A 22,667-nucleotide genomic window follows, 5' to 3' on the forward strand; every position below is an offset into this window, starting at 1 on the left:
GAGAGTAGGGAACTGCCAGGCATCAAACAAGTGAAGAGGCCATCCGAAAGGATGGCCTTTTTGCGTTTCTGCGCTGCACAAACAGATCCCCCAACACCCTGCTTATACGGTAAACTACCTGCGTTTTTGCATCAGGATAGCGTCTATGAACCACTCCCTTAAGCCCTGGAATACCTTTGGCATTCAACGCAATGCTAATCAAATTGTACGTGCCGATACTGCACAGCAGCTGCTGGATGCATGGCAAAGCGCAACAGAAAAAAACGAACCTGTACTGATTCTGGGCGAAGGAAGTAATGTCCTGTTTCTCGACGATTTTGCGGGAACGGTGATCGTTAACCGCATCATGGGAATTGATGTGGAAGAGCGTGCCGATAGCTGGCATCTGCACGTGGGGGCTGGCGAAAACTGGCATCACCTGGTGCAATTTACCCTCGAACAAGGGATGGCGGGTCTTGAAAACCTTGCGCTTATCCCAGGCTGCGCTGGATCGTCACCCATTCAGAACATCGGTGCCTACGGCATCGAGCTGAAGCACGTCTGTGACTATGTCGACTGCATCGAGCTGGCGACCGGAACGGCCACGCGTTTAACGGCAGAACAGTGCCGTTTTGGCTATCGTGACAGTATCTTCAAGCATGAATATCAGGATCGCTACGTGATTGTCGCCGTGGGCCTGCGTCTGTCGAAGAACTGGCAGCCTGTTTTGACCTACGGGGATTTAACGCGTCTCGATCCGGCTACCGTTACCGCCCGCGACGTTTTTGACTCGGTTTGCCATATGCGGATGACCAAGCTTCCCGATCCCAAAGTTAACGGAAATGCAGGAAGCTTCTTCAAAAACCCGGTGATCGGCGGCGAAAATGCCCGACGTTTTCTGGAGGAGTGGCCAACCGCGCCACATTACCCTCAGGCGGATGGCAGCGTGAAGCTGGCAGCAGGATGGCTTATCGATCAATGCCAGCTAAAAGGCACTTCAGTCGGCGGGGCAGCCGTTCACCGACAGCAGGCTCTGGTGCTGATTAACCAGCGCGATGCAACCAGCGACGATGTGGTACAGCTGGCTCATTATGTTCGTCAGCGTGTGGGCGAAAAATTTAACGTCTGGCTGGAGCCAGAAGTCCGCTTCATTGGTCGCACAGGTGAAGTCAACGCCGTGGAGACTATCGCATGAAGGACAATACGGTCCCGTTAACCCTGATTGGTATCCTGGCGGATGGTGAATTCCATTCCGGCGAGCAGCTGGGTGAACAGCTTGGCATGAGCCGCGCCGCCATTAATAAACATATCCAGACGCTTCGCGACTGGGGGGTTGATGTGTTCACGGTTCCCGGAAAAGGGTACAGCCTGCCGGAGCCGATACAATTATTGAATGAAGACACGATCCGCAGCCAGATTGGACACGGTAATGTGGCGGTGCTGCCGGTGATTGATTCGACGAACCAGTATCTGCTGGATCGTCTGCCTGAGCTGAAATCCGGCGATGCCTGCGTTGCTGAGTATCAGCAGGCCGGTCGCGGTCGTCGTGGCCGCAAGTGGTTTTCCCCCTTTGGTGCCAACCTCTATCTGTCTATGTACTGGCGACTCGATCAGGGCCCGGCCGCTGCCATTGGCCTGAGTCTGGTCATCGGCATCGTTATGGCGGAGGTGCTTCACGATCTGGGTGCGGATCAAGTGCGTGTTAAATGGCCTAACGATCTGTACCTCAACGATCGTAAACTTGCCGGCATTCTGGTTGAACTGACGGGAAAAACGGGCGATGCGGCGCAAATCGTCATCGGCGCAGGCCTCAATATGGTGATGCGCAATGTCCAGAATGATGTGGTGAATCAGGCCTGGACTAACCTCCAGGAGGCGGGGATCGTCATCGATCGTAACACCCTTGCCGTACGTATGATTAAAGAGCTGCGCAGCTCGCTCACGCTTTTTGAGCAGGAAGGGCTGGCACCGTTCCTGTCTCGTTGGGAAAAACTGGATAACTTCATCAACCGCCCGGTGAAATTGCTGATTGGGGATAAAGAGATCTACGGCACTTCCCGCGGTATTGACGCTCAGGGCGCGCTGCTCCTGGAGCAAGATGGTGTGATCAAACCCTGGATGGGCGGTGAGATTTCCCTGCGGAGTGCCGAATAACCGGATGGAGTGAATGATGCGAAAAACCGTCTGCGCGACGCTGGCCGTCATGATGAGCGTGTTGTTCTCACCCCTCTCTCAGGCGGGTCAGGCCTGGGAGAGTTATAAGGCACGCTTTTTCAAACCGGAAGGCCGCATTGTCGATACCGGCAATGGCGGCGTGTCGCATACGGAAGGTCAGGGGTTTGCCATGCTGATGGCAGTGGCCAACGACGATAAGGCCACGTTCGATAAGCTCTGGCAATGGACAAACCGTGAGCTGAAGAACAAAGAGAACGGTCTGTTTTACTGGCGCTATAACCCCGCAGAGTCCAACCCGGTCGCTGACAAAAACAATGCCGCCGATGGCGATGTGCTGATTGCCTGGGCGCTGCTTAAAGCCGATGCCCGCTGGCATGACAAACGCTACGGTGCCGCATCGGATGCCATCACAAAAGCGCTGGTTGCCCATAGCGTCATCCGCTATGCGGGTTACCGCGTGATGCTGCCCGGCGTCCAGGGATTTAAGCTTGACGGTGAAGCGATCCTTAACCCTTCCTACTTCGTGTTTCCGGCCTGGCAGGCTTTTGCCGGGCGCAGCCATTTACCGGTCTGGCGTGAATTGATCAAGGACGGGAAGCGCCTGCTGGGGAAAATGGGCTCGGGAAAAGCGAATCTGCCCGCTGACTGGGTCTCGCTGGCATCAGATGGCAAGCTGGAACCTGCCAAAGGCTGGCCGCCGCGGATGAGCTATGACGCGATTCGTATTCCGCTGTACCTTGCCTGGTCTGATAAGCAAAGCCCGCTCCTGGCGCCGTGGAAAGCCTGGTTTGGTCAGTTCCCCCGGGAACAAACGCCCGCCTGGGTTAACGTCACGACCAACGAATATGCGCCCTACATGATGGAAGGCGGCCTGTTGGCTGTACGCGATTTAACGATGGGACAGTCTTCCGGAGAACCCGAAATCACCTCTAAAGACGACTACTATTCGGCAAGTCTGAAAATGCTGGTGTGGATTTCGGCGCAATAACAACGCACTGACTATCCCCTCTCCCTAATGGGGAGAGGGTTAGGGGTAAATCAGTTACTGCGGATACGGTACCCAATCCCCGCCGTTCAGGCGAACGTACGGTTTGTTCTGATACTGAATGACGACCGCGTTGGCGTTCTCGGAGACTTCTGCCGTTTGCGGCAGGTTGCTGGTGAGCTGATCCCAGTTCACGCTATCTTCCACAAACAGCTTCCCGTCAACGGCACGGGCAACCAGTTCAGAGATCGCCAGATAGCTGGTCGGCTGGGTGATTTCAATCGGTGCGCCCTGATGGGGTGCTTTCATACCAAAGAATTTAATGCCAGCAGGCACGTTGGTGATGGACGGGCTTGGGATATCACGCAGACCCGACACCTGCATTCTGTCGCCTTTCAGCGCGCCGCCGTGCTCAGGTACCACAACCACCATCACTTTACGGCCTGATTTTTCCAGCTCCGTGAAGAACGCGTCCAGCTCGTCGAAGAACTTCTGCGCACGCACTTTATAATCTGCCGTTTTGCTCACGCCCGGGAAATGGTTACCGTCGTGGAGCGGCAGGGTGTTAAAGAAGGTCGCACTGCGCGGATTACTGTCTTTCTCGATGGTCTGAAGCCAGCGCTGCAGCACGGCGGTATCGTCATAAACCGGCGAGCCGTCGAAGCCCAGCAGAGTAACGGGAAGACCAGTTTGATCCATCAACGGTGCCTGCATACCACCCTGTTCACGCACCTCTTTCAGGAAGTTACCGAACTGGCCGTTATGTCCCAGCATCAGATGCTGCGTAAAGCCCAGTTTGGCGAGGTTATCAAACAGATAACACTGATTGCCGGCAGGCTGATACAGATTCTTATGCGATGCCTGACCGCAGCTTGCACGCAGCAGGCGGATTGCTGCCGGGCCGCTGTACGAGGTGGCAGAGTTAAAATCTTTAAACTGAATGTCGAAATGCGACCACAGCGGATGGGACATCAAACCGGCTGCATCCACGTCGGCCCATGAGAGAGAGCAGATGTTGATCACCAGCAATTCAAACGGCTGAGCATCCGCCGGCAGCGCGTCCGGGAATTTAGTCTGTCGCTTGTCTTCCGCAGTGTAGAAGCTGGAGAGCCAGGCGTTCAGATTTGTGGAGGTCGGCGGTGCGGTCTGGGTTGGGATATCGCCCACTACAGGCGTATCGCCAGCCGTGGTAACGGTTGCTGCTGCGCTTCCCCCTGTGGTGGTCACCGTGGTGGTCGGTTGACCAGCAGGCCACAGCGAAAAGCCCGGACCAGCCAGCGTCAGCACGTTCAGCCAGATCATAATCGCGACGACAAACACCGTGATGCGGATCCACTGTGACAGGAACAGCCAGGCAACCAGCAGCACAAATACCGCGCCAATCATCTGCCAGTTAATAAACCGCTCGGTCAGATCGAGGACATAGCTGGCGCTAAAGCCTGCCACCTGCGACCCCTGGCTCATAATGCTGTCCGGCCCCGGTAACCAGGTATCATGCCAGAACAGCGCAAAGCCGACAGGGATGGCTATCCAGTGACGCAAGCGATGCAGCCTGATATTCGGCAGGGGCATCAGCAGGAAGGCCATAAACACCAGGTTGAGAAGGGGATGGAAATTCAGATAGCCTGCCCACAGCAGACCAAACTTCACCAGAAAGTAGAAGTTCCAGCCGGAAAGGCCGCGCCAGTATTGCCAGAGCGGCGAGGGTGACGAAGCGGTATAGGTAGAATTAGTCATGTTTTCGGTCTGCCTTGACGTGTGATGCCCGTGTCAGTGTTCCGGCTGGTTTTACATAGCGAGGTTTTATAAACAGCACTCTGGCCGTATCACGGATACGACGTATGGAATGGCGTGCATAGTAGCCAAGCGGGAAAAAAATCAGCGCACAGAATATAACCAGTTGGATGATATCGCTGATATTCATGATGGTGCGTTCTCCGCGTTGTCCGTTAATAAGCGAAGGGGCTCCGGAACCCGGCGCCAGATATGGCCATCATGTCTGGCATTGAGGATCGGTTTCGCATCGCTCTTAATTGCGAGCGGTTTAGCCCATTGTTCAGGCTGGAGCGCACGCATCTGTACCAGCTCCGCGCTGATCGTATTATCTTCGAACCAAATCATACGGTTCGAGAAAATATCCCCGGTAGGCAGGGGGAAGATATGGTTTAGCGCCGTATCGAGATCGTTGACCCGGCAGAAGGACAAAAACAGTACCAGGCGATTGTCGCCAATGGTCATGATATCTCCCGTACGGTTGGGGCGACACAAGGTGAGCGCCTGTTCAACGCGGATACCCGGTACAGGACGCAGGGCAACCATAACCCCTTTTCCGTCTGCAGGAAGAAGCGTATTGCTCATCATGTTGCCGACGGCGTCGCAGAAGGTATCCCATTTTTGATATCCACGCAGCTTCATCGGCTGCGTCATAGAGAGCAGCGTGGAAATGTCTTCCGGTACATGGCGGCTAAACTGCTGGCCCTGAACGCTTTCGATCAGCGTCAGGCAGCGTGACAGCGGCGCATTCCACGGAATAACCATATTTGCCCCGCACCCAAGAAGCAGGCGCTCATCGGTGGCGCGCAGGCTGGTATTGTTTTCGCGCACGATGATTTTTAACGCGCTTCCGCGCTGGCGGCGCAGGGTGTGGATTTGCCTTGCCAGCGTCTCAATCTGGTTATTTTGCATCAATGAGAAAATAAGGGTCGCCGCCTGGGTTGTGCGGGCTTCGTGGAAAAGGTCTTCGTTAGATTCAAACAGCGACCAGTTTTCCGACAGGGCCGGTGCCCCCTCTAAAACCGCGATATGGCTCAGGATACTTTTTTCATCACTGCGCGGTTGCACCACGGTTTCTTCCTGCTGTGCCAGGTGCCACTTACCCTCGATATGTTTCAGCGTAAGTTGTTGTCTGGCGCTCACGCCTTTTTCATTACACCAGAATGCAATATCGTAGAGATAGCTGCCCACCTGGTCACGAACGCTTGCCAGACCGAACAGAGAACGATATTCACCCATTAAAAGTGAGAACAACTTGTCATTATTACTGCCGGGATTGACTATCAGTAGCGTGCAATTTTGAAATTTTGCCCATTTATTGATTTTTTCCAGCCAGGGCAGCAGTTTTTCAGCAGGGATATTTTGCAGGACGTTATTTGCACATTTAAGAATCACTAAATAGTGATCCGGATCAATAGTGCACTGAACGTCGCGGGACAAAAAGTATAGACTATCGGCTTCCGATGTCATGGAAAATAATCGCACCGTCTGAGGGCCGCGATCGTTTTCCAGCGTGATAATTTTCTTCGGATCTTCGCCCATGCTAATGACAGCCACGCGGGAATCCTTATCCTGGGCAGCAATTGTCTGGTTTACCAGACTGATAGCATCTTCATTACGGTCCGTATTAATCCACCAGACTCCTCCGACTGGCATGTGGCTCAATTCGTCCCATAATGACTGGATGCCAATAGAAAATATGGAGTCCACGGTGTCCCTCTTTTCGTCTAATTTATCTGTATCTCAGTTTACTAGCGAAAGCGTAGAAATAAACCTAACATTGAAATTAAAGAACATCAGATTTAGCATGTAAATGAAATTTCATAGGGCAGGATGCCTCGCTACTTCTGAACTGGCGATTTTACGCAAAGGGATGGAAAAAGAATGGATAATAACGAACCCGGAACCCCAGTCGACTCGACCCTGGGTTACACATTCCAAAACGATTTTCTGGCGCTGACGCAGGCCTTTTCTTTACCTGAAATAGATTACACCGATATTTCCCAGCGGGAACAGTTGGCTGCGGCTATTAAACGCTGGCCGTTATTAGCTGAATTCGCCCATCAACAATAAGGGAGCCATTGATGGCCATACTCGGATTACAGGGTGTCCGTGGGGGTGTGGGTACCACATCTGTTACCGCGGCGCTGGCGTGGTCATTACAGCTTTTAGGTGAATCGGTGCTGGTTATTGACGCCTGCGCCGATAATTTGCTGCGTATGTCGTTTAACGTCGACTTTACTCGCGAAGAGGGCTGGGCCCGCGCGCTGCTTGACGATAAAGACTGGCAGGATGCAGGTATGCGCTATACCTCCCTTCTTGACCTGCTGCCGTTTGGTCAACTGACCACTACGGAACGCGAGAATGAAGCCGCGTACCAGCGCCTGTTTTCACAGTTCACGCTGGCGATGCAGAGCCTGAGGGAAAAGGGGCACTACAAGTGGATCCTGCTGGATCTGCCGCACGGTGCCGGCACGCTGACACGACAGCTTATCGCCCAGTGCGATCATGTCCTCTCGATCGTTAACGTCGATGCGAACTGCCATATCCGCCTGCACCAGCAGGGACTGCCTCAAAATGGCCATATCCTGATTAACGATTTGCGCATTGGCAGCCAGATCCAGGACGATCTCTATCAGGTCTGGCTGCAAAGCCAGCGCCGCCTGCTTCCGATTGTCATCCATCGTGATGAGGGAATGGCGGAATGCCTTGCGTCTAAGCAACCGCTCGGTGAATACCGCAGCGATTCACTGGCGGCAGAAGAGATCCTGACGCTGGCTAACTGGTGTCTGCTGAACTTCGCCAACAGGGCGGAGCATGCAGGGAGTGCTGTATGAGTCGTCTCGCCAGCTGGTTACTCATCCCACCGGTCAGTTCGCGTTTGAGCGAACATTACCGGCATTTTCGCCGTCACGGTGCGTCGGCATTTAGCGCCGCGCTCGGCTGTTTCTGGATGATTCTGGCCTGGATATTTATACCGCTTGAACACCCGCGCTGGCAGCGCATACGTGCCCGGCACAGCGAGCTATATCCGCACATTAATCCTGACCGGCCGCGTCCACTGGATCCGGCGCGCTATCTCATTCAGGCCATCTGGCTGGTGGCGACCTCATCCCGCGCGGAGACAAAAACACCGCACTGGCGGAGCTTCTCCCGCGTGCAGCAGTTACGTGAACGCTACCATCAGTGGCTGGACAGACTGCCCGACAGCGTGAGCGATAAGACCAGCCATCTGGATAACCATAAAGAGCTCGGGCATCTCCACCCGGGCTTGCGGCGTTTTATCCTCGGCGTAATCGTCGTGTTTTCGCTCATTCTGGCGCTGGTCTGTATTACGCAGCCTTTCAACCCTCTGGCGCAGTTCACTTTCCTGATCCTGCTGTGGGGCGTGGCGCTGCTGGTGCGCCGAATTCCGGGTCGCTTCTCGGCGCTGATGCTGATCGTGTTGTCGCTGACCGTCTCCTGCCGCTACATCTGGTGGCGTTATACCTCGACGCTGAACTGGGACGACCCGGTGAGTCTGGTGTGCGGCCTGGTGCTGCTGTTTGCTGAAACCTATGCCTGGATTGTGCTGGTGCTGGGCTATTTCCAGGTGATTTGGCCGCTCAACCGCCAGCCGGTTCCGTTGCCAAAGGACACGACCCAGTGGCCAACCGTCGATCTCTTCGTGCCGACCTACAACGAAGACCTGAGCGTGGTGAAGAACACCATCTATGCCGCGCTGGGCATCGACTGGCCGAAAGACAAGCTCAAGGTCTGGATCCTGGATGACGGCAACCGCCCGGCATTCCGCCAGTTCGCGGAGGAGGTTGGCGTCGAGTACATCGCCCGTCCGACGCACGAACACGCTAAAGCCGGGAATATCAACAACGCGTTGAAGTATGCCACCGGGGAGTTTGTCTCGATTTTTGACTGCGACCACGTGCCGACGCGCTCGTTCCTGCAGATGACCATGGGGTGGTTCCTGAAGGAGAAAGAGCTGGCGATGATGCAGACGCCGCACCACTTCTTCTCGCCGGACCCGTTTGAACGTAACCTTGGCCGCTTCCGCAAAACCCCGAACGAAGGCACGCTGTTCTATGGGCTGGTACAGGACGGAAACGACATGTGGGACGCCACCTTCTTCTGCGGCTCATGCGCCGTTATCCGCCGTAAGCCGCTGGATGAAATTGGCGGTATCGCCGTCGAAACGGTCACCGAAGATGCGCACACCTCTCTGCGCCTGCACCGTCGTGGCTATACCTCTGCCTATATGCGTATCCCGCAGGCGGCCGGTCTGGCAACCGAGTCACTGTCGGCGCACATTGGTCAGCGTATTCGCTGGGCGCGCGGCATGGTGCAGATCTTCCGTCTTGATAACCCCCTGATCGGGAAAGGACTCAAGCTGGCGCAACGTCTTTGCTACGTCAACGCCATGTTCCACTTCTTGTCCGGCATTCCGCGGCTGATCTTCCTGACTGCGCCGCTGGCGTTTCTGCTCCTTCACGCTTATATCATCTACGCCCCCGCGCTGATGATTGCGCTGTTTGTTCTGCCGCACATGATCCACGCGAGCCTGACGAACTCGAAGATTCAGGGGAAATACCGCCACTCCTTCTGGAGTGAAATCTACGAAACGGTGCTGGCCTGGTACATCGCGCCGCCGACGATGGTGGCGCTGATTAACCCGCATAAAGGGAAATTCAACGTCACCGCGAAGGGCGGGCTGGTGGAGGAGGAGTACGTCGACTGGGTGATCTCCCGGCCGTATATCTTCCTGGTGCTGCTGAATATCGTGGGCGTCATTGCGGGTATCTGGCGCTACTTCTACGGCCCGGAAAACGAAATCCTGACCGTCTTCGTCAGTATGGCCTGGGTCTTCTACAACCTGATTATCCTCGGCGGCGCGGTGGCGGTGTCGGTGGAGAGCAAACAGGTTCGTCGCGCGCATCGCGTGGAAATCTGCATGCCAGCGGCGATCGCCCGTGAAGATGGCCATCTCTTCTCATGTACCGTGCACGACTTCTCTGACGGCGGTCTGGGGATCAAAATCAACGGCCAGGCGAAGGTGCTGGAAGGGCAAAAAGTTAACCTGCTGCTTAAGCGCGGCCAGCAGGAGTATGTCTTCCCGACGCAGGTCGTTCGCGTGGTGGGCAATGAAGTCGGCCTGCAGCTGATGCCGTTGACCAAAAAGCAACATATCGATTTTGTGCAGTGTACGTTTGCCCGCGCGGATACGTGGGCTCTCTGGCAGGACAGCTTCCCGGAGGATAAGCCTCTGGAAAGCCTGCTGGATATTCTGAAGCTGGGGTTCCGTGGCTATCGTCACCTTGCAGAATTTGCCCCGTCGTCGGTGAAATTAATTTTCCGGTCACTTACTTCGCTGGTTTCCTGGGTCGTGTCGTTCATTCCTCGTCGTCCTGAGCGGGATGAGGCGAAGCAGGCGGACCCGGTTATGGCTCAACAATGATGATAACGCGATGAAAACAAAACTTTCCTGGTTATGTGCAGTGGCAATGGGGATGAATGCGATCCCCGCAACAATGGCTAACGCAGCCCCGGGTAACGCAGCGGCAACGCCTGCGCCAACCGTACCTGTCGTCGCGCAAGCAACCGATCCGGTTGTCACCGCGGCACCGGGTCAAACTGAAAACATCATGCCGAACCAGCCAATGGAGGGGAACACCCTGCCGGCAGACGGCCAGGTCATCGGGCAGGTAATGCCGGGCGTCCGGGGGGCGAATGCGCCCGTCGTTGCGGACAATGCGCCGTCGCGTGACGTGAAGCTGACCTTCGCGCAAATTGCGCCGCCTCCGGGCAGCATGGTGCTGCGCGGCATCAACCCTAACGGCGGCATTGAATTTGGCATGCGCAGCGACGAGGTCGTCTCTAATGCGGTGCTGAATCTCGAATACACGCCGTCGCCATCGCTGCTGCCGACCCAGTCTCAGCTGAAGGTCTATCTGAATGACGAGCTGATGGACGTTCTGCCGGTCACGAAAGAGCAGCTCGGCAAGAAAACGCAGGCGCAGGTGCCGATCAACCCGCTGTTCATCACCGACTTTAACCGTATCCGCCTGGAGTTTGTCGGCCACTACCGCGATGTCTGCGAAAACCCGGCCAGCAACACGCTGTGGATGGACGTCGGGCGTAACTCCTCGCTGCAGATGACCTACCAGTCGCTGGCGCTGAAAAACGATCTCTCGGCCTTCCCGGTTCCGTTCTTCGATCCGCGTGATAACCGCCCGCTCACGCTGCCGATGGTGTTCGCATCGTCCCCGGACGTGACCGAGCAGCTGGCGGCCACCATTGTGGCCTCCTGGTTTGGTTCACGCGCGGGCTGGCGCGGTCAGAGCTTCCCGGCGATGTATGACAAACTGCCGGACAGAAATGCCATTGTGTTTGCCACCAATGCAAAACGTCCGGCCTTCCTGCGCGATCATCCGGACGTCAACGCGCCGACCGTTGAGATGATAAGCCACCCGGAAAACCCGTACGTGAAGCTGCTGGTGGTCTTTGGTCGTGATGATAAAGATCTGGTGCAGGCAGCAAAAGCCATTGCCCAGGGCAACGTCCTTTTCCGCGGCAACAGCGTCGTGATAGATGAGGTCAAGCCGCTGCTGGCGCGTAAACCTTATGATGCGCCAAACTGGGTGCGTACCGACCGTGCGGTCACCTTTGGCGAGCTGAAAACCTATGAAGAACAGCTGCAGGCGACGGGGCTTGAGCCAGCGCCGATTAGCCTGTCGCTGAATCTGCCGCCGGATCTGTACCTGCTGCGTACCAACGGCATTGATATCAATCTGAACTACCGCTATACCGCGCCAGCCACCAAAGACAGCTCGCGCATGGATATCAGCCTGAACAACCAGTTCCTGCAATCCTTCAGCCTGCAAAGCACGCAGGATACGAACCGCCTGATGCTTCGCCTGCCGGTGCTGCAGGGGCTGCTGGACGGTAAAACGGATGTCTCTATTCCGGCACTGAAGCTGGGTGCGATAAACCAGCTGCGCTTTGATTTCCAGTACATGAACCCAATGCCTGGCGGCTCGGCGGAAAACTGCATCACCTTCCAGCCGGTGCAGAACCACGTGGTGATTGGCGATGAGTCGACCATCGACTTCTCGAAGTACTATCACTTCCTGGCGATGCCGGACCTGCGCGCCTTTGCTAACGCGGGCTTCCCGTTCAGCCGTATGGCCGATCTCTCTGAGTCCATTGTGGTAATGCCAAAAACGCCAAACGAAGGTCAGGTTACGACCCTGCTCGACACCATGGCGACCGTTGGAGGACAAACAGGATTACCGGCCATTAACGTCACGTTGACGGACGATGGCAGCCAGATTCAGAACAAAGATGCTGACATCATGGTGATCGGGACCATCCCGGATAAGCTGAAGGATGACAAACGTATCGATCTGCTGGTGAAAGCGGCCCAGTCCTGGGTTAATACGCCGCTGCGACAGACCGAGTTCCCGAGCATTATGCCGGATGTGAACGATCGTCAGGCCAGCGCGCAGACGACGGTAACGTCTCAGGGGGCGATGGCCGCGGTGGTGGGCTTCCAGTCGCCTTACAACGAACAGCGCAGCGTGGTGGCTCTCCTCGCGGACAGCCCGCGCGGGTATGAACTGCTCAATACGGCCATGAACGACAGCGGTAAACGTGCCGCGATGTTTGGTTCCGTGTCGGTGATCCGTGAGTCCGGCGTCAATAGCCTGCGCGTGGGGGATGTGTACTACGTGGGCCATCTGCCGTGGTTTGAACGCCTGTGGTATGCGCTGGCTAACCATCCGGTTCTGCTCGCTATTCTGGCTGCGGTTAGCGTGGTCTTGCTGGCATGGGTGCTGTGGCGTCTGCTGCGAATCATCAGCCGTCGTCGTCTGAACCCGGATGAGTAAGATGTGATGAGAGCCTTTCGCTGGTGTGTATTAGCAGCGGTGATGCTGGCGGCGCTTCCTCTTCGCGCCGCCTGTACCTGGCCTGCCTGGGAGCAGTTTAAAAAGGACTACATCAGCGAGGGCGGGCGTGTCATTGACCCCAGTGACACGCGCAAAATTACGACCTCGGAAGGGCAAAGCTACGCCCTGTTCTTTGCCCTGGCGGCGAACGATCGCAAAGCCTTTGACCTGCTGCTGACGTGGACGCGCGATAATCTCGCCAGCGGCGATCTCAACGCCCATCTGCCTGCCTGGCTATGGGGTCAGAAAGATAAAGACGCCTGGGCGGTGATTGATACCAACTCCGCCTCTGATGCCGATGTCTGGATCGCCTGGTCACTGCTCGAAGCAGGTCGGCTGTGGAAAGATCGGGACTATACCCGCACGGGTAAGGCGCTGCTGAAACGCATTGTCAGCGAGGAAGTGGTCAACGTCCCGGGGCTCGGCGCAATGCTGCTTCCTGGTAGAGTCGGCTTTGCCGATGAGAACGCCTGGCGTTTTAACCCCAGCTATCTTCCTCCGCAGCTAGCGGCTTATTTCACGCGCTTTGGTTCCCCGTGGACCCAGCTTCGTGAAACTAACCTGCGCCTGCTGCTTGAGAGTGCGCCGAAAGGTTTTTCGCCGGACTGGGTGCAGTATCAGAAAAACAAAGGCTGGCGGTTACAGCAGGAGAAAGCGCTGGTGGGCGGCTACGACGCCATCCGCGTGTATCTCTGGGTGGGCATGATGAGTGATAAAGATCCTCAGAAAGCCCGGCTCCTGACGCGCTTCCAGCCGATGGCGGCAAAGACCATGAAACGGGGTGTGCCGCCGGAGAAAGTGGATGTGGCGACGGGGAAACGTATCGGCGACGGCCCGGTCGGGTTCTCTGCCGCTATGCTGCCGTTTTTACAACAACGTGATGCCCAGGCGGTTCAGCGCCAGCGCGTTGCAGACCATTTTCCCGATAACAATGCCTATTACAGCTATGTGCTGACGCTTTTTGGGCAAGGATGGGATCAGCATCGTTTTCGCTTCACCGCAAAAGGTGAATTAATACCGGATTGGGGCCAGGAATGCGCAAGTTCACAGTAAATCTACTCAGTTTATCGCTTGGCCTGGCGCTTATGCCGTGGGCACAGGCCGCCAACTCTCCGCAGCAGAAACAGCTGCTGGAGCAGGTCAGGCTGGGCGAATCGACACAGCGTGAGGATTTGGTTCGTCAGTCGCTCTATCGCCTTGAGCTGATTGACCCCAACAACCCTGACGTCATTGCCGCGCGCTTTCGCTACCTGCTGCGTCAGGGCGATAACGCCGGCGCGCAAAAAGAGCTGGATCGTCTGAAAGGGATCGCCCCGGGTTCGAGCGCTTACCAGTCCTCACGCAACACCATGCTGCTTTCTACTCCGGATGGCCGACAGCAGCTCCAGCAGGCGCGACTGCTCGCCACTACGGGGCACACGCAGGAAGCGATTGCCGCCTATGACAAGCTGTTTGACGGCAACCCGCCGGGTGGCGATGTGGCGACGGAATACTGGAACGTCGTGGCGAAAGATCCAGCTCGCCGCGGTGCGGCCATTAACCAGCTGAAAAAAATTAACAGCAGCAGCCCCGGGAATACGCAGCTGCAGACAACGCTTGCCCAGCTTCTGTTCCAGAGCGGACGACGTGATGAAGGCTTTGCGGTACTGCAGGAGATGGCCAAATCCACCAATGGCCGCGGCCAGGCGTCTGATATGTGGTACGACCAAATCAAAGACCAGCCTGCCAGCAGCGCCAGCGTCAGCGCGCTGCAAAAATATCTGAGCGTATTCAGCGACGGGGATAGCGTCGCTGCGGCGCGTGCCCAGCTTGAAGCGCAGCAAAAACAGCTCGCCGATCCGGCGTTCCGCGCGAAAGCGGAAGGGCTCGCGGCGGTGGACGCCGGGCAGGGCAGTAAGGCGGTGGCCGAGCTGCAAAAAGCCGTCAGCGCCAACCATGCCGACAGTGAAGCGGTGGGTGCCCTGGGGCAGGCGTATTCCCAGAAGGGCGATCGTGCCCGCGCGGTAGCCCAGTTTGAAAAGGCGATTGCCCTCGATCCGCAGAGCGATAACCGGGGTAAATGGGACAGTCTTCTGAAGGTTAACCGCTACTGGCTGCTGATCCAGCAGGGCGATGCGGCGCTGAAGGCGAATAACCCGGCGCAGGCAGAGCGTTACTATCAGCAGGCGCGTAACATCGACAATACCGACAGCTACGCGGTGCTGGGGCTGGGCGACGCCGCCGCGGCGCGTAAAGATAACGACGCGGCGGAGCGTTATTACCGTCAGGCGCTGCGAATGGACAGCGGCAACAGCAACGCGGTTCGCGGCCTGGCCAATATTTACCGCGCGCAGTCCCCGGAGAAAGCCTCGCAGTTTATCCAGTCGCTCTCCGCCAGCCAGCGTCGGAGCATTGATGATATCGAGCGTAGTCTGACCAACGAGCAGCTCTCTGCCCAGGCCGAACAGCTGGAAAATCAGGGGAAATACGCCCAGGCAGCAGAAATCCAGCGTCGTCGTCTGGCGCTCTCTCCCGGCGACGTGTGGATAACCTATCGTCTTTCGCGCGATCTCTACAGCGCGGGTCAGCGCAGCCAGGCGGACACCCTGATGCGTCAGCTTGCCCACCAGAAACCGTCCGACCCGGATCAGGTCTATGCCAGCGGGCTCTACCTTTCCGGAAACGATCAGGACCGTGCCGCGCTGGCGCATCTGGACACGCTGCCGCGCAGCCAGTGGAACAGCAATATTCAGGAACTTGCCGACCGCCTGCAAAGCAATCAGGTGCTGGAAACCGCCAACCGCCTGCGGGACAGCGGTAAAGAGCAGGAGGCGGAGAATCTTCTTCGCCAGCAGCCAACCTCCACCCGCATCGACCTGACGCTGGCGGACTGGGCACAGCAGCGTGGCGATCTGAACGCCGCGAAAACGACGTACAACGCCGTCCTGCAGCGTGAGCCGCAGAACGAAGACGCGATCCTCGGCCTGACCGAGATTTACAGCGCCCAGGGTAACAAAGATGCCGCGCGCGCGGAGCTGGCGAAGCTGCCCGCCGCGCAGAACGGCCAGCCGCTGTCGCTCAATATGCAGCGCCGCATCGCGATGGCGCAGGCGGGGCTGGGTGATTCCGCCGCGGCAGAACAGACCTTCAGTAAAATCATCCCGCAGGCTAAATCGCAGCCCGGATCCATGGAAAACGCGCTGGTGCTGCGTGATGCCGCGCGTTTCCAGGCGCAGAACGGGCAGCCTCAGCAGGCGCTGGAAACCTATAAAGATGCGATGGTATCGACGGGTATCACCACGACGCGTCCGGCTGATAACGACAGTTTCACCCGTCTGACGCGTAACGATGAAAAAGACGACTGGCTGAAGCGCGGCGTGCGCAGTGATGCCGGTGAGTTGTACCGCCAGCAGGATGTTAACGTCACGCTGCAGCACGATTACTGGGGCTCCAGCGGCACGGGCGGCTATTCCGATCTGAAAGCGCATACCACCATGCTGCAGGTGGATGCGCCGCTCTCTGACGGGCGCATGTTCTTCAGAAGCGATCTGGTCAATATGGACGTCGGATCATTCGATACCAGGAACGGGACTTACGACCCTAAATGGGGAACCTGCTACGAAACGCCGTGTAGCGGTAACACCCATCAGTCAGACAATGGCGCAAGCGTCGCTGTCGGCTGGCAGAATAAAACCTGGGCGATGGATATTGGCACCACGCCGATGGGCTTTGACGTCGTCGACGTGGTGGGCGGCATCAGCTACAGCAGCGATCTGGGCCCTATCGGCTATACCGTTAACGCCCATCGTCGGCCAATCTCCAGCTCTCTGCTGGCCTTCGGCGGGCAAAAAGACACCAACACCGGCACCACCTGGGGCGGCGTACGCGCGACCGGTGGCGGCGTCAGCATCAGCTATGACAAAGGGGAAGCGAACGGCGTCTGGTCAAGCCTGAACGCGGAAACGCTGACGGGTAAAAATGTGGAGGATAACTGGCGCGTCCGCTGGATGACGGGTTACTACTACAAGCTCATTAATAAAAACAATGAGCGCCTGACGGTCGGCGTCTCCAACATGCTCTGGCACTACGACAAAGACCTGAGCGGTTATACCCTGGGTCAGGGCGGCTATTACAGCCCGCAGGAGTATGTCTCCTTCGCCTTGCCGGTGACCTGGCGTAAGCGCACGGAAAACTGGTCCTGGGAGCTGGGGGGCTCGGTCTCCTGGTCTCACTCCAAAACCAAAGACGAGCTGCGCTACCCGATCCAGAATCTGATCCCGACCGATGAGCCAGACCGCTATACCGATCGGGGCGCGATGGAAACCGGCAGCAGCTCCTCAGGCACGGGTTATACCGCGCGGGCCATTATTGAGCGCCGGGTTACGTCCAACTGGTTTGTTGGCATGGGCGTGGACATTCAGGAAGCGAAAGACTATACCCCAAGCCATGCGCTGATCTATGTGCGCTACTCTGCTGCAGGCTGGCAGGGCGATATGGACTTACCGCCGCAACCGCTCATCCCTTACGCGGACTGGTAATCGGATTTTCCTTAATCCATTTGTAAGTCTCTCTTAACAGCGCAGCAATCGGGTATACTCAGGCGCGCCAGGTTTACACCCTGGCGCGCCCTGCGCTTCGAGTTTTGTGGAGAGTCATTTTGCGTGTCAGCCGTTCCTTAACAATCAAACAGATGGCGATGGTCTCTGCCGTCACCATGCTGTTTGTCCTGCTCTTCTGCGTAATTTTGCTGTTTCATTCCGTACAGCAGAATCGCTATAACACGGCTTCGCAATTAGAAAGTATCGCCCGCTCGGTACGCGGCCCGCTGTCTGCCTCCATCCTGAAAGGGGATATCCCCGAAGCGGAAACCATTCTGAAACGTATTCAGCCGGCCGGTGTTGTGAGCCGGGCGGACGTCGTGCTACCCAATCAGTTTCAGGCGCTGCGGATGAGCTTTATCCCGGAGCGTCCCGTCCCGATGATGGTGATGCGCCTGTTTGAGCTGCCGGTGCAAATTTCGCTTCCCGTTTATTCGCTTGAGCGCCCTGCGAATCCACAGCCTCTGGCCTACCTGGTGTTACAGGCAGACTCCTACCGCATGTATAAATTCGTCATGAGTTGGGTGGTTACGTTAGTGACCACTTGCTTACTTATGACGCTTATTCTCAGCGTGGCGCTGACCTGGTGCATTAACCGGCTGATTGTCCATCCCCTGCGCCGTATCGCCCGCGAGCTGAACACGCTTGCGCCGCAGGATCAGATGGGACACCAGCTTGAGCTGCCGCGTCTGCATCATGACGATGAGATCGGCATGCTGGTGCGCAGCTACAACCTCAACCAGCAGCGCATCCAGCGTCAGCAGGATGAGATGAACAGTAGCGCCACCCGTTTTCCGGTATCGGAGCTTCCCAATAAAGCGTTCCTGATGGCGATGCTGGAGCAAACCGTTGAGCGCCAGCAAACCACCGCGCTGATGGTCATTGCCTGTGAAACCCTGCAGGACACGGCTGGCGTGCTTCAGGAGAGCCAGCGCGAAATGCTGCTGCTCACCCTGGTGGAAAAGATCAAATCTGTCCTTGCCCCGCGCATGGTGCTGACCCAGGTCAGCGGTTACGACCTGGTGGTGATTGCCAACGGCGTAAAAGAACCCTGGCATGCGATCACGTTAGGTCAGCAAGTACTCACTGTCATTAATGAGCGGCTGCCGATTCAGGGTATCCAGCTTCGCCCGAGTGCCAGTATCGGGATTGCCATGTTCTATGGCGACCTGACCGCGGAACAGCTTTATCGCCGCGCCTTCTCGGCGGCCTTTACCGCCCGGCGCAAAGGGAAAAACCAAATCCAGTTCTTCGACCCGGCGCAGATGGAAAAGGCGCAGCAGCGCCTGACGGAAGAGAGCGACATCCTGACCGCGCTGGATAACCGCCAGTTTGCCCTCTGGCTGCAGCCGCAGGTGGATCTGCGGACGGGAGAGGTAAAAAGCGCTGAGGCTCTGTTGCGTCTGCAGCAGCCGGATGGCACATGGGAGCTGCCGGAAGGGCTGATTGAGCGCATCGAGTCCTGCGGCCTGATGGTCACCGTCGGCTACTGGGTGCTCGAAGAGTCCTGTCGTCAGCTTGCCGCCTGGCAGGAGCGCGGCATAACGCTGCCGCTGTCGGTCAATTTGTCTGCCATGCAGCTTATGCACCCGACCATGGTTTCTGAGATGCTGGAGCTGATCCATCGTTACCGCATCAAACCGGATACCTTGACCCTGGAAGTGACGGAGAGTCGACGCATTGACGACCCCAATGAGGCGGTCGCGATTCTTAAGCCGCTGCGTAATGCCGGCATTCGCATTGCCCTGGACGATTTTGGCATGGGCTACGCCGGGCTGCGCCAGCTTCAGCACATGAAGACGCTTCCGGTGGATGTACTAAAAATTGACAAAGCGTTTGTCGACGGTCTGCCGGACGATAGCAGCATGGTGCAGGCGATTATCCAGATGGCGCGCAGCCTTAACCTGCACCTTATTGCCGAGGGTATTGAAACCGACGCGCAACGCGCCTGGCTGGCAGAGGCGGGCGTGGAGAGCGGGCAGGGTTTCCTGTTTGCCCCCGCAGTGCCTTCGGATGTCTTTGAAGAACGATACCTTTCTGGTGCTGACAATAACGCAAAAGTGTAATTTTGTTGCTGGCTTGTGCGAGCCAGCTCAAATTTCTTAACATTTGTGTTTCAAATTTGAACTGAGTTTATTTCTGTCCTGTTATGCGGGTGTTATTTTAAAGCCGCAGGTTAACCATAACCTTACAAAGCCTGTGGTTTTTCTTCCCAAGGACACCTTATGAAAACCTCACTCTTCAAAAGTCTTTATTTCCAGGTCCTGACAGCCATCGCCATCGGTATTCTGCTGGGTCACTATTACCCTGAACTGGGCGCGCAAATGAAACCGCTTGGCGACGCGTTCGTTAAGCTCATTAAAATGGTCATCGCGCCGGTGATCTTCTGTACGGTCGTCACGGGCATCGCTGGCATGGAAAGCATGAAGGCGGTTGGCCGTACCGGTGCAGTGGCGCTTCTCTATTTTGAAGTGGTCAGTACCCTTGCGCTGATTATTGGTCTGGTCATCGTTAACGTGGTGCAGCCAGGTGCGGGGATGAACGTCGATCCCTCGACGCTGGATGCCAAAGCGGTTGCGGTCTATGCCGAGCAGGCGAAGGATCAGGGCGTGGTGGCCTTCCTGCTGGACGTCATTCCTGGCAGCGTCATTGGCGCGTTCGCCAGCGGAAACATCCTCCAGGTGCTGCTGTTCGCCGTGATGTTTGGCTTCGCCCTGCACCGTCTGGGCAGCAAAGGCCAGCTGATCTTTAACGTGATCGAAAGCTTCTCGCAGGTCATCTTCGGCATCATCAATATGATCATGCGCCTGGCGCCTATCGGTGCCTTCGGTGCGATGGCCTTCACCATCGGTAAGTATGGCGTCGGTACGCTGGTCCAGTTGGGTCAGCTGATTATCTGTTTCTATATCACCTGTATTCTTTTCGTGGTGGTGGTGCTGGGCTCCATCGCCCGCGCGACCGGTTTCAGCATCTTCAAATTTATCCGTTACATCCGCGAAGAGCTGCTGATTGTTCTGGGAACCTCCTCGTCAGAATCGGCGCTGCCGCGCATGCTCGATAAGATGGAGAAACTCGGGTGTCGTAAATCGGTGGTGGGGCTGGTGATCCCGACGGGCTACTCCTTCAACCTGGACGGCACCTCGATATACCTGACGATGGCGGCGGTGTTTATCGCACAGGCGACCAACAGCCATATGGATATTTTCCATCAGATCACCCTGTTGGTGGTGCTCCTGCTCTCCTCTAAAGGCGCGGCGGGCGTAACGGGCAGCGGCTTTATCGTGCTGGCTGCCACTATCTCTGCAGTGGGGCACCTGCCGGTGGCGGGCCTGGCGTTGATTCTCGGTATTGACCGCTTTATGTCAGAGGCGCGTGCGTTAACCAACCTGGTGGGTAACGGCGTGGCAACGGTAGTGGTCGCGAAATGGGTGAAAGAGCTGGATCACAAAAAGCTCGACGATACTCTGAATAATCGTTCAACTGACAGCAAAAATCCTGGCTTATCCTCTTAATCTTGTCACAAATGCCCGTATTCCCTTGTGGGGATGCGGGCTCCTGCGCATAATAACTGTTCATACCTGTCATAATTCGACAAGATTTTTTTTGGGTATATTTCACTTCGGACCGTGACGTTTTGCCGAACGCGCGGTCTAATCGACGTGTTTTCATCGTCATCTTTAAGAGTGAAGCGCGTCGCGAGGCACTCTTTTTTAACCAGGAATGTTGATCAGGGGTTCACATGCAGGGCACAAAAATTCGACTCTTAACCGGCGGTTTGCTGATGATGGCAGCAGCCAGTTATGTGCAGGCAGATGCGCTCCAGCCAGACCCGGCCTGGCAACAAGGGACACTAGCGAACGGTTTTCAGTGGCAGGTGTTAGCCACGCCGCAACGTCCCAGTGACCGTATTGAAATCCGTCTGTCTGTTAATACCGGTTCCCTCACGGAAAGCACCCAGCAAACCGGTTTCAGCCACTTTATTCCCCGGCTGGCGCTCACGCAGAGCGGCAGCCTGCAAGCGGTTCAGGTGCGTTCGCTCTGGCAACAGGCCATCGATCCGAAGCGCCCGCTTCCTCCGGCTGTGGTCTCGTATGACTACACCATGTTTAACCTGAGCCTGCCTAATAACCGCAACGATCTGCTTAAAGAAGCCCTGACGTATCTCTCCGATGCCTCCGGCAATCTGGCGATTACGCCGGACACCGTCAACTATGCGTTGAGCAACAGCGACATGGTGGCGACCTGGCCTGGTGATACCAAAGAGGGCTGGTGGCGTTACCGCCTGAAAGGCTCGACGTTGCTGGGACATGACCCTGCCGAGCCGCTAAAACAGCCGGTGGACGCCGAACAGGTGAAATCGTTCTACCAGAAGTGGTACACCCCGGACGCGATGACGCTGATCGTGGTGGGTAACGTGGACAGCCGCGCGGTGGTGGAGCAGATCAACAAAGCGTTTGGCGATCTGAAAGGCAAGCGTGAATCGCCTGCCCCTGTTCCGACACTCTCCCCGCTGCGTGCAGAGCCTGTCAGCATTATGACGGACACCGTGCGTCAGGACCGACTCTCCGTGATGTGGGATAACGCCTGGCAGCCCATCCGTGAGTCCGCCGCGCTGTTGCGCTACTGGCGTGCCGACCTGGCGCGTGAAGCGCTGTTCTGGCACGTTCAGCAGACGCTCAGTAAGAACAACGTGAAGAATATCGGTCTTGGCTTTGACTGCCGCGTGCTGTTCCAGCGTGCGCAATGCGCCATTAACGTTGAATCACCGGGCGATAAGCTGAATGCCAATCTGGGTGTCGTCGCGAAAGAGTTGGCAAAAGTGCGTAAAGAGGGGCTTTCCGAAGAGGAATTCAACGCGCTTGTGGCACAGAAAAAACTCGAGCTGCAGAAGCTGTTTGCGACCTACGCGCGCGCCGATACCGATATACTGATCAGCCAGCGTATTCGTTCCCTGCAGAATCAGGTGGTGGATATTGCGCCGGAACAGTACCAGAAGCTCCGTCAGGATTTCCTGAACGGTCTGACCGTCGAAATGCTCAACCAGGATCTCCGTCAGCAGCTGTCGCAGGAGATGGCGTTGATCCTTCTGCAGCCGAAGGGCGAACCGGAATATGACATGAAGGAACTTCAGAAGACCTGGGATTCCATCATGGCGACCGCGCCGCAGCCGACGCAGGCCGCGACGGCTGATGATTTACACCCTGACGCGACGGATATCCCGCAAGGGCAGTAATGCGT

Annotated in this window: 15 protein-coding genes; 12 read left to right on the plus strand and 3 right to left on the minus strand. The window is 56.7% G+C overall.

The features are described 5' to 3' along the window. The first annotated feature begins 145 nt into the window (after positions 1-145). From murB to AA74_RS0100290, 3 genes are read left to right on the plus strand one after another with little or no spacing between them, the layout of a single operon-like run. Entirely contained in the window at positions 146-1,174 is a 1,029-nt protein-coding gene (murB, locus tag AA74_RS0100280) for a UDP-N-acetylmuramate dehydrogenase (protein WP_025910154.1), read from the plus strand. Beyond that, positions 1,171-2,133 (plus strand): bifunctional biotin--[acetyl-CoA-carboxylase] ligase/biotin operon repressor BirA, encoded by a 963-nt coding sequence (gene birA / locus AA74_RS0100285; protein ID WP_008503241.1) that lies wholly within the window; start codon positions 1,171-1,173, stop codon positions 2,131-2,133. The genes murB and birA overlap by 4 nt, the downstream gene beginning before the upstream one ends. A gap of 16 nt (positions 2,134-2,149) precedes the next feature. Beyond that, the gene (locus AA74_RS0100290; RefSeq protein WP_025910160.1) at positions 2,150-3,142 is read left to right on the plus strand and encodes a glycosyl hydrolase family 8; all 993 of its coding nucleotides are present in this window, start codon (positions 2,150-2,152) and stop codon (positions 3,140-3,142) included. A gap of 54 nt (positions 3,143-3,196) precedes the next feature. Here AA74_RS0100290 and bcsG read toward each other — a convergent pair whose 3' ends face one another. Genes bcsG through bcsE form a run of 3 tightly spaced genes read right to left on the minus strand, consistent with a single transcriptional unit; the run spans position 3,197 to position 6,622 of the window. After that, entirely contained in the window at positions 3,197-4,876 is a 1,680-nt protein-coding gene (gene bcsG / locus AA74_RS0100295) for a cellulose biosynthesis protein BcsG (RefSeq protein WP_008503239.1), read from the minus strand. Next, entirely contained in the window at positions 4,869-5,066 is a 198-nt protein-coding gene (gene bcsF, locus AA74_RS01000000121870) for a cellulose biosynthesis protein BcsF (protein WP_024908822.1), read from the minus strand. The genes bcsG and bcsF overlap by 8 nt, the downstream gene beginning before the upstream one ends. Then, positions 5,060-6,622: a cellulose biosynthesis c-di-GMP-binding protein BcsE gene (bcsE, locus tag AA74_RS0100300; RefSeq protein WP_025910162.1), complete on the minus strand. Its 1,563-nt coding sequence runs from the start codon at positions 6,620-6,622 to the stop codon at positions 5,060-5,062. The genes bcsF and bcsE overlap by 7 nt, the downstream gene beginning before the upstream one ends. A gap of 174 nt (positions 6,623-6,796) precedes the next feature. Between bcsE and bcsR the strand changes: the two genes are divergently transcribed. The 9 genes from bcsR (at position 6,797) to AA74_RS0100345 (ending at position 22,662) form a co-directional block, all read left to right on the plus strand. Beyond that, positions 6,797-6,985: a cellulose biosynthesis protein BcsR gene (gene bcsR, locus AA74_RS0100305; protein WP_008503237.1), complete on the plus strand. Its 189-nt coding sequence runs from the start codon at positions 6,797-6,799 to the stop codon at positions 6,983-6,985. Between the two features lie 11 nt (positions 6,986-6,996). Continuing rightward, positions 6,997-7,749, plus strand: coding sequence for a cellulose biosynthesis protein BcsQ (bcsQ, locus tag AA74_RS0100310; RefSeq protein WP_025910167.1), 753 nt, complete (start codon positions 6,997-6,999; stop codon positions 7,747-7,749). Continuing rightward, a complete protein-coding gene (gene bcsA, locus AA74_RS0100315) occupies positions 7,746-10,361 on the plus strand; it encodes a UDP-forming cellulose synthase catalytic subunit (RefSeq protein WP_025910169.1) in 2,616 nt (871 codons plus the stop codon). Before bcsQ ends, bcsA begins: the two co-directional genes overlap by 4 nt. Before the next feature lie 10 nt (positions 10,362-10,371). Next, positions 10,372-12,792: a cellulose biosynthesis cyclic di-GMP-binding regulatory protein BcsB gene (bcsB, locus tag AA74_RS0100320; RefSeq protein ID WP_025910171.1), complete on the plus strand. Its 2,421-nt coding sequence runs from the start codon at positions 10,372-10,374 to the stop codon at positions 12,790-12,792. A gap of 6 nt (positions 12,793-12,798) precedes the next feature. Further along, a complete protein-coding gene (gene bcsZ / locus AA74_RS0100325) occupies positions 12,799-13,905 on the plus strand; it encodes a cellulose synthase complex periplasmic endoglucanase BcsZ (RefSeq protein ID WP_025910173.1) in 1,107 nt (368 codons plus the stop codon). After that, positions 13,887-17,369, plus strand: a complete 3,483-nt coding sequence (gene bcsC, locus AA74_RS0100330) for a cellulose synthase complex outer membrane protein BcsC (protein ID WP_025910175.1) — start codon at positions 13,887-13,889, stop codon at positions 17,367-17,369. The genes bcsZ and bcsC overlap by 19 nt, the downstream gene beginning before the upstream one ends. A gap of 119 nt (positions 17,370-17,488) precedes the next feature. Beyond that, on the plus strand, positions 17,489-19,495 hold the full coding sequence (gene hmsP / locus AA74_RS0100335; RefSeq protein ID WP_023345069.1) for a biofilm formation regulator HmsP: 2,007 nt from the start codon (positions 17,489-17,491) through the stop codon (positions 19,493-19,495). A gap of 159 nt (positions 19,496-19,654) precedes the next feature. Continuing rightward, the gene (locus tag AA74_RS0100340) at positions 19,655-20,941 is read left to right on the plus strand and encodes a dicarboxylate/amino acid:cation symporter (protein WP_021242141.1); all 1,287 of its coding nucleotides are present in this window, start codon (positions 19,655-19,657) and stop codon (positions 20,939-20,941) included. Between the two features lie 227 nt (positions 20,942-21,168). Then, on the plus strand, positions 21,169-22,662 hold the full coding sequence (locus AA74_RS0100345; RefSeq protein ID WP_008503229.1) for a pitrilysin family protein: 1,494 nt from the start codon (positions 21,169-21,171) through the stop codon (positions 22,660-22,662). Positions 22,663-22,667 lie beyond the last annotated feature (5 nt).

This window comes from Enterobacter sp. 5-4, assembly GCF_000612205.1.
GTDB lineage: Bacteria > Pseudomonadota > Gammaproteobacteria > Enterobacterales > Enterobacteriaceae > Enterobacter > Enterobacter roggenkampii.

Excerpts from the sequence above, each read along its gene's own strand:
- murB (WP_025910154.1), top strand. The coding sequence starts at position 146 with ATGAACCACTCCCTTAAGCCCTGGAATACCTTTGGCATTCAACGCAAT.
- birA (WP_008503241.1), top strand. The coding sequence starts at position 1,171 with ATGAAGGACAATACGGTCCCGTTAACCCTGATTGGTATCCTGGCGGAT.
- AA74_RS0100290 (WP_025910160.1), top strand. The coding sequence starts at position 2,150 with ATGCGAAAAACCGTCTGCGCGACGCTGGCCGTCATGATGAGCGTGTTG.
- bcsG (WP_008503239.1), bottom strand. The coding sequence starts at position 4,876 with ATGACTAATTCTACCTATACCGCTTCGTCACCCTCGCCGCTCTGGCAA.
- bcsR (WP_008503237.1), top strand. The coding sequence starts at position 6,797 with ATGGATAATAACGAACCCGGAACCCCAGTCGACTCGACCCTGGGTTAC.
- bcsQ (WP_025910167.1), top strand. The coding sequence starts at position 6,997 with ATGGCCATACTCGGATTACAGGGTGTCCGTGGGGGTGTGGGTACCACA.
- bcsA (WP_025910169.1), top strand. The coding sequence starts at position 7,746 with ATGAGTCGTCTCGCCAGCTGGTTACTCATCCCACCGGTCAGTTCGCGT.
- bcsB (WP_025910171.1), top strand. The coding sequence starts at position 10,372 with ATGAAAACAAAACTTTCCTGGTTATGTGCAGTGGCAATGGGGATGAAT.
- bcsZ (WP_025910173.1), top strand. The coding sequence starts at position 12,799 with ATGAGAGCCTTTCGCTGGTGTGTATTAGCAGCGGTGATGCTGGCGGCG.
- bcsC (WP_025910175.1), top strand. The coding sequence starts at position 13,887 with ATGCGCAAGTTCACAGTAAATCTACTCAGTTTATCGCTTGGCCTGGCG.
- AA74_RS0100340 (WP_021242141.1), top strand. The coding sequence starts at position 19,655 with ATGAAAACCTCACTCTTCAAAAGTCTTTATTTCCAGGTCCTGACAGCC.
- AA74_RS0100345 (WP_008503229.1), top strand. The coding sequence starts at position 21,169 with ATGCAGGGCACAAAAATTCGACTCTTAACCGGCGGTTTGCTGATGATG.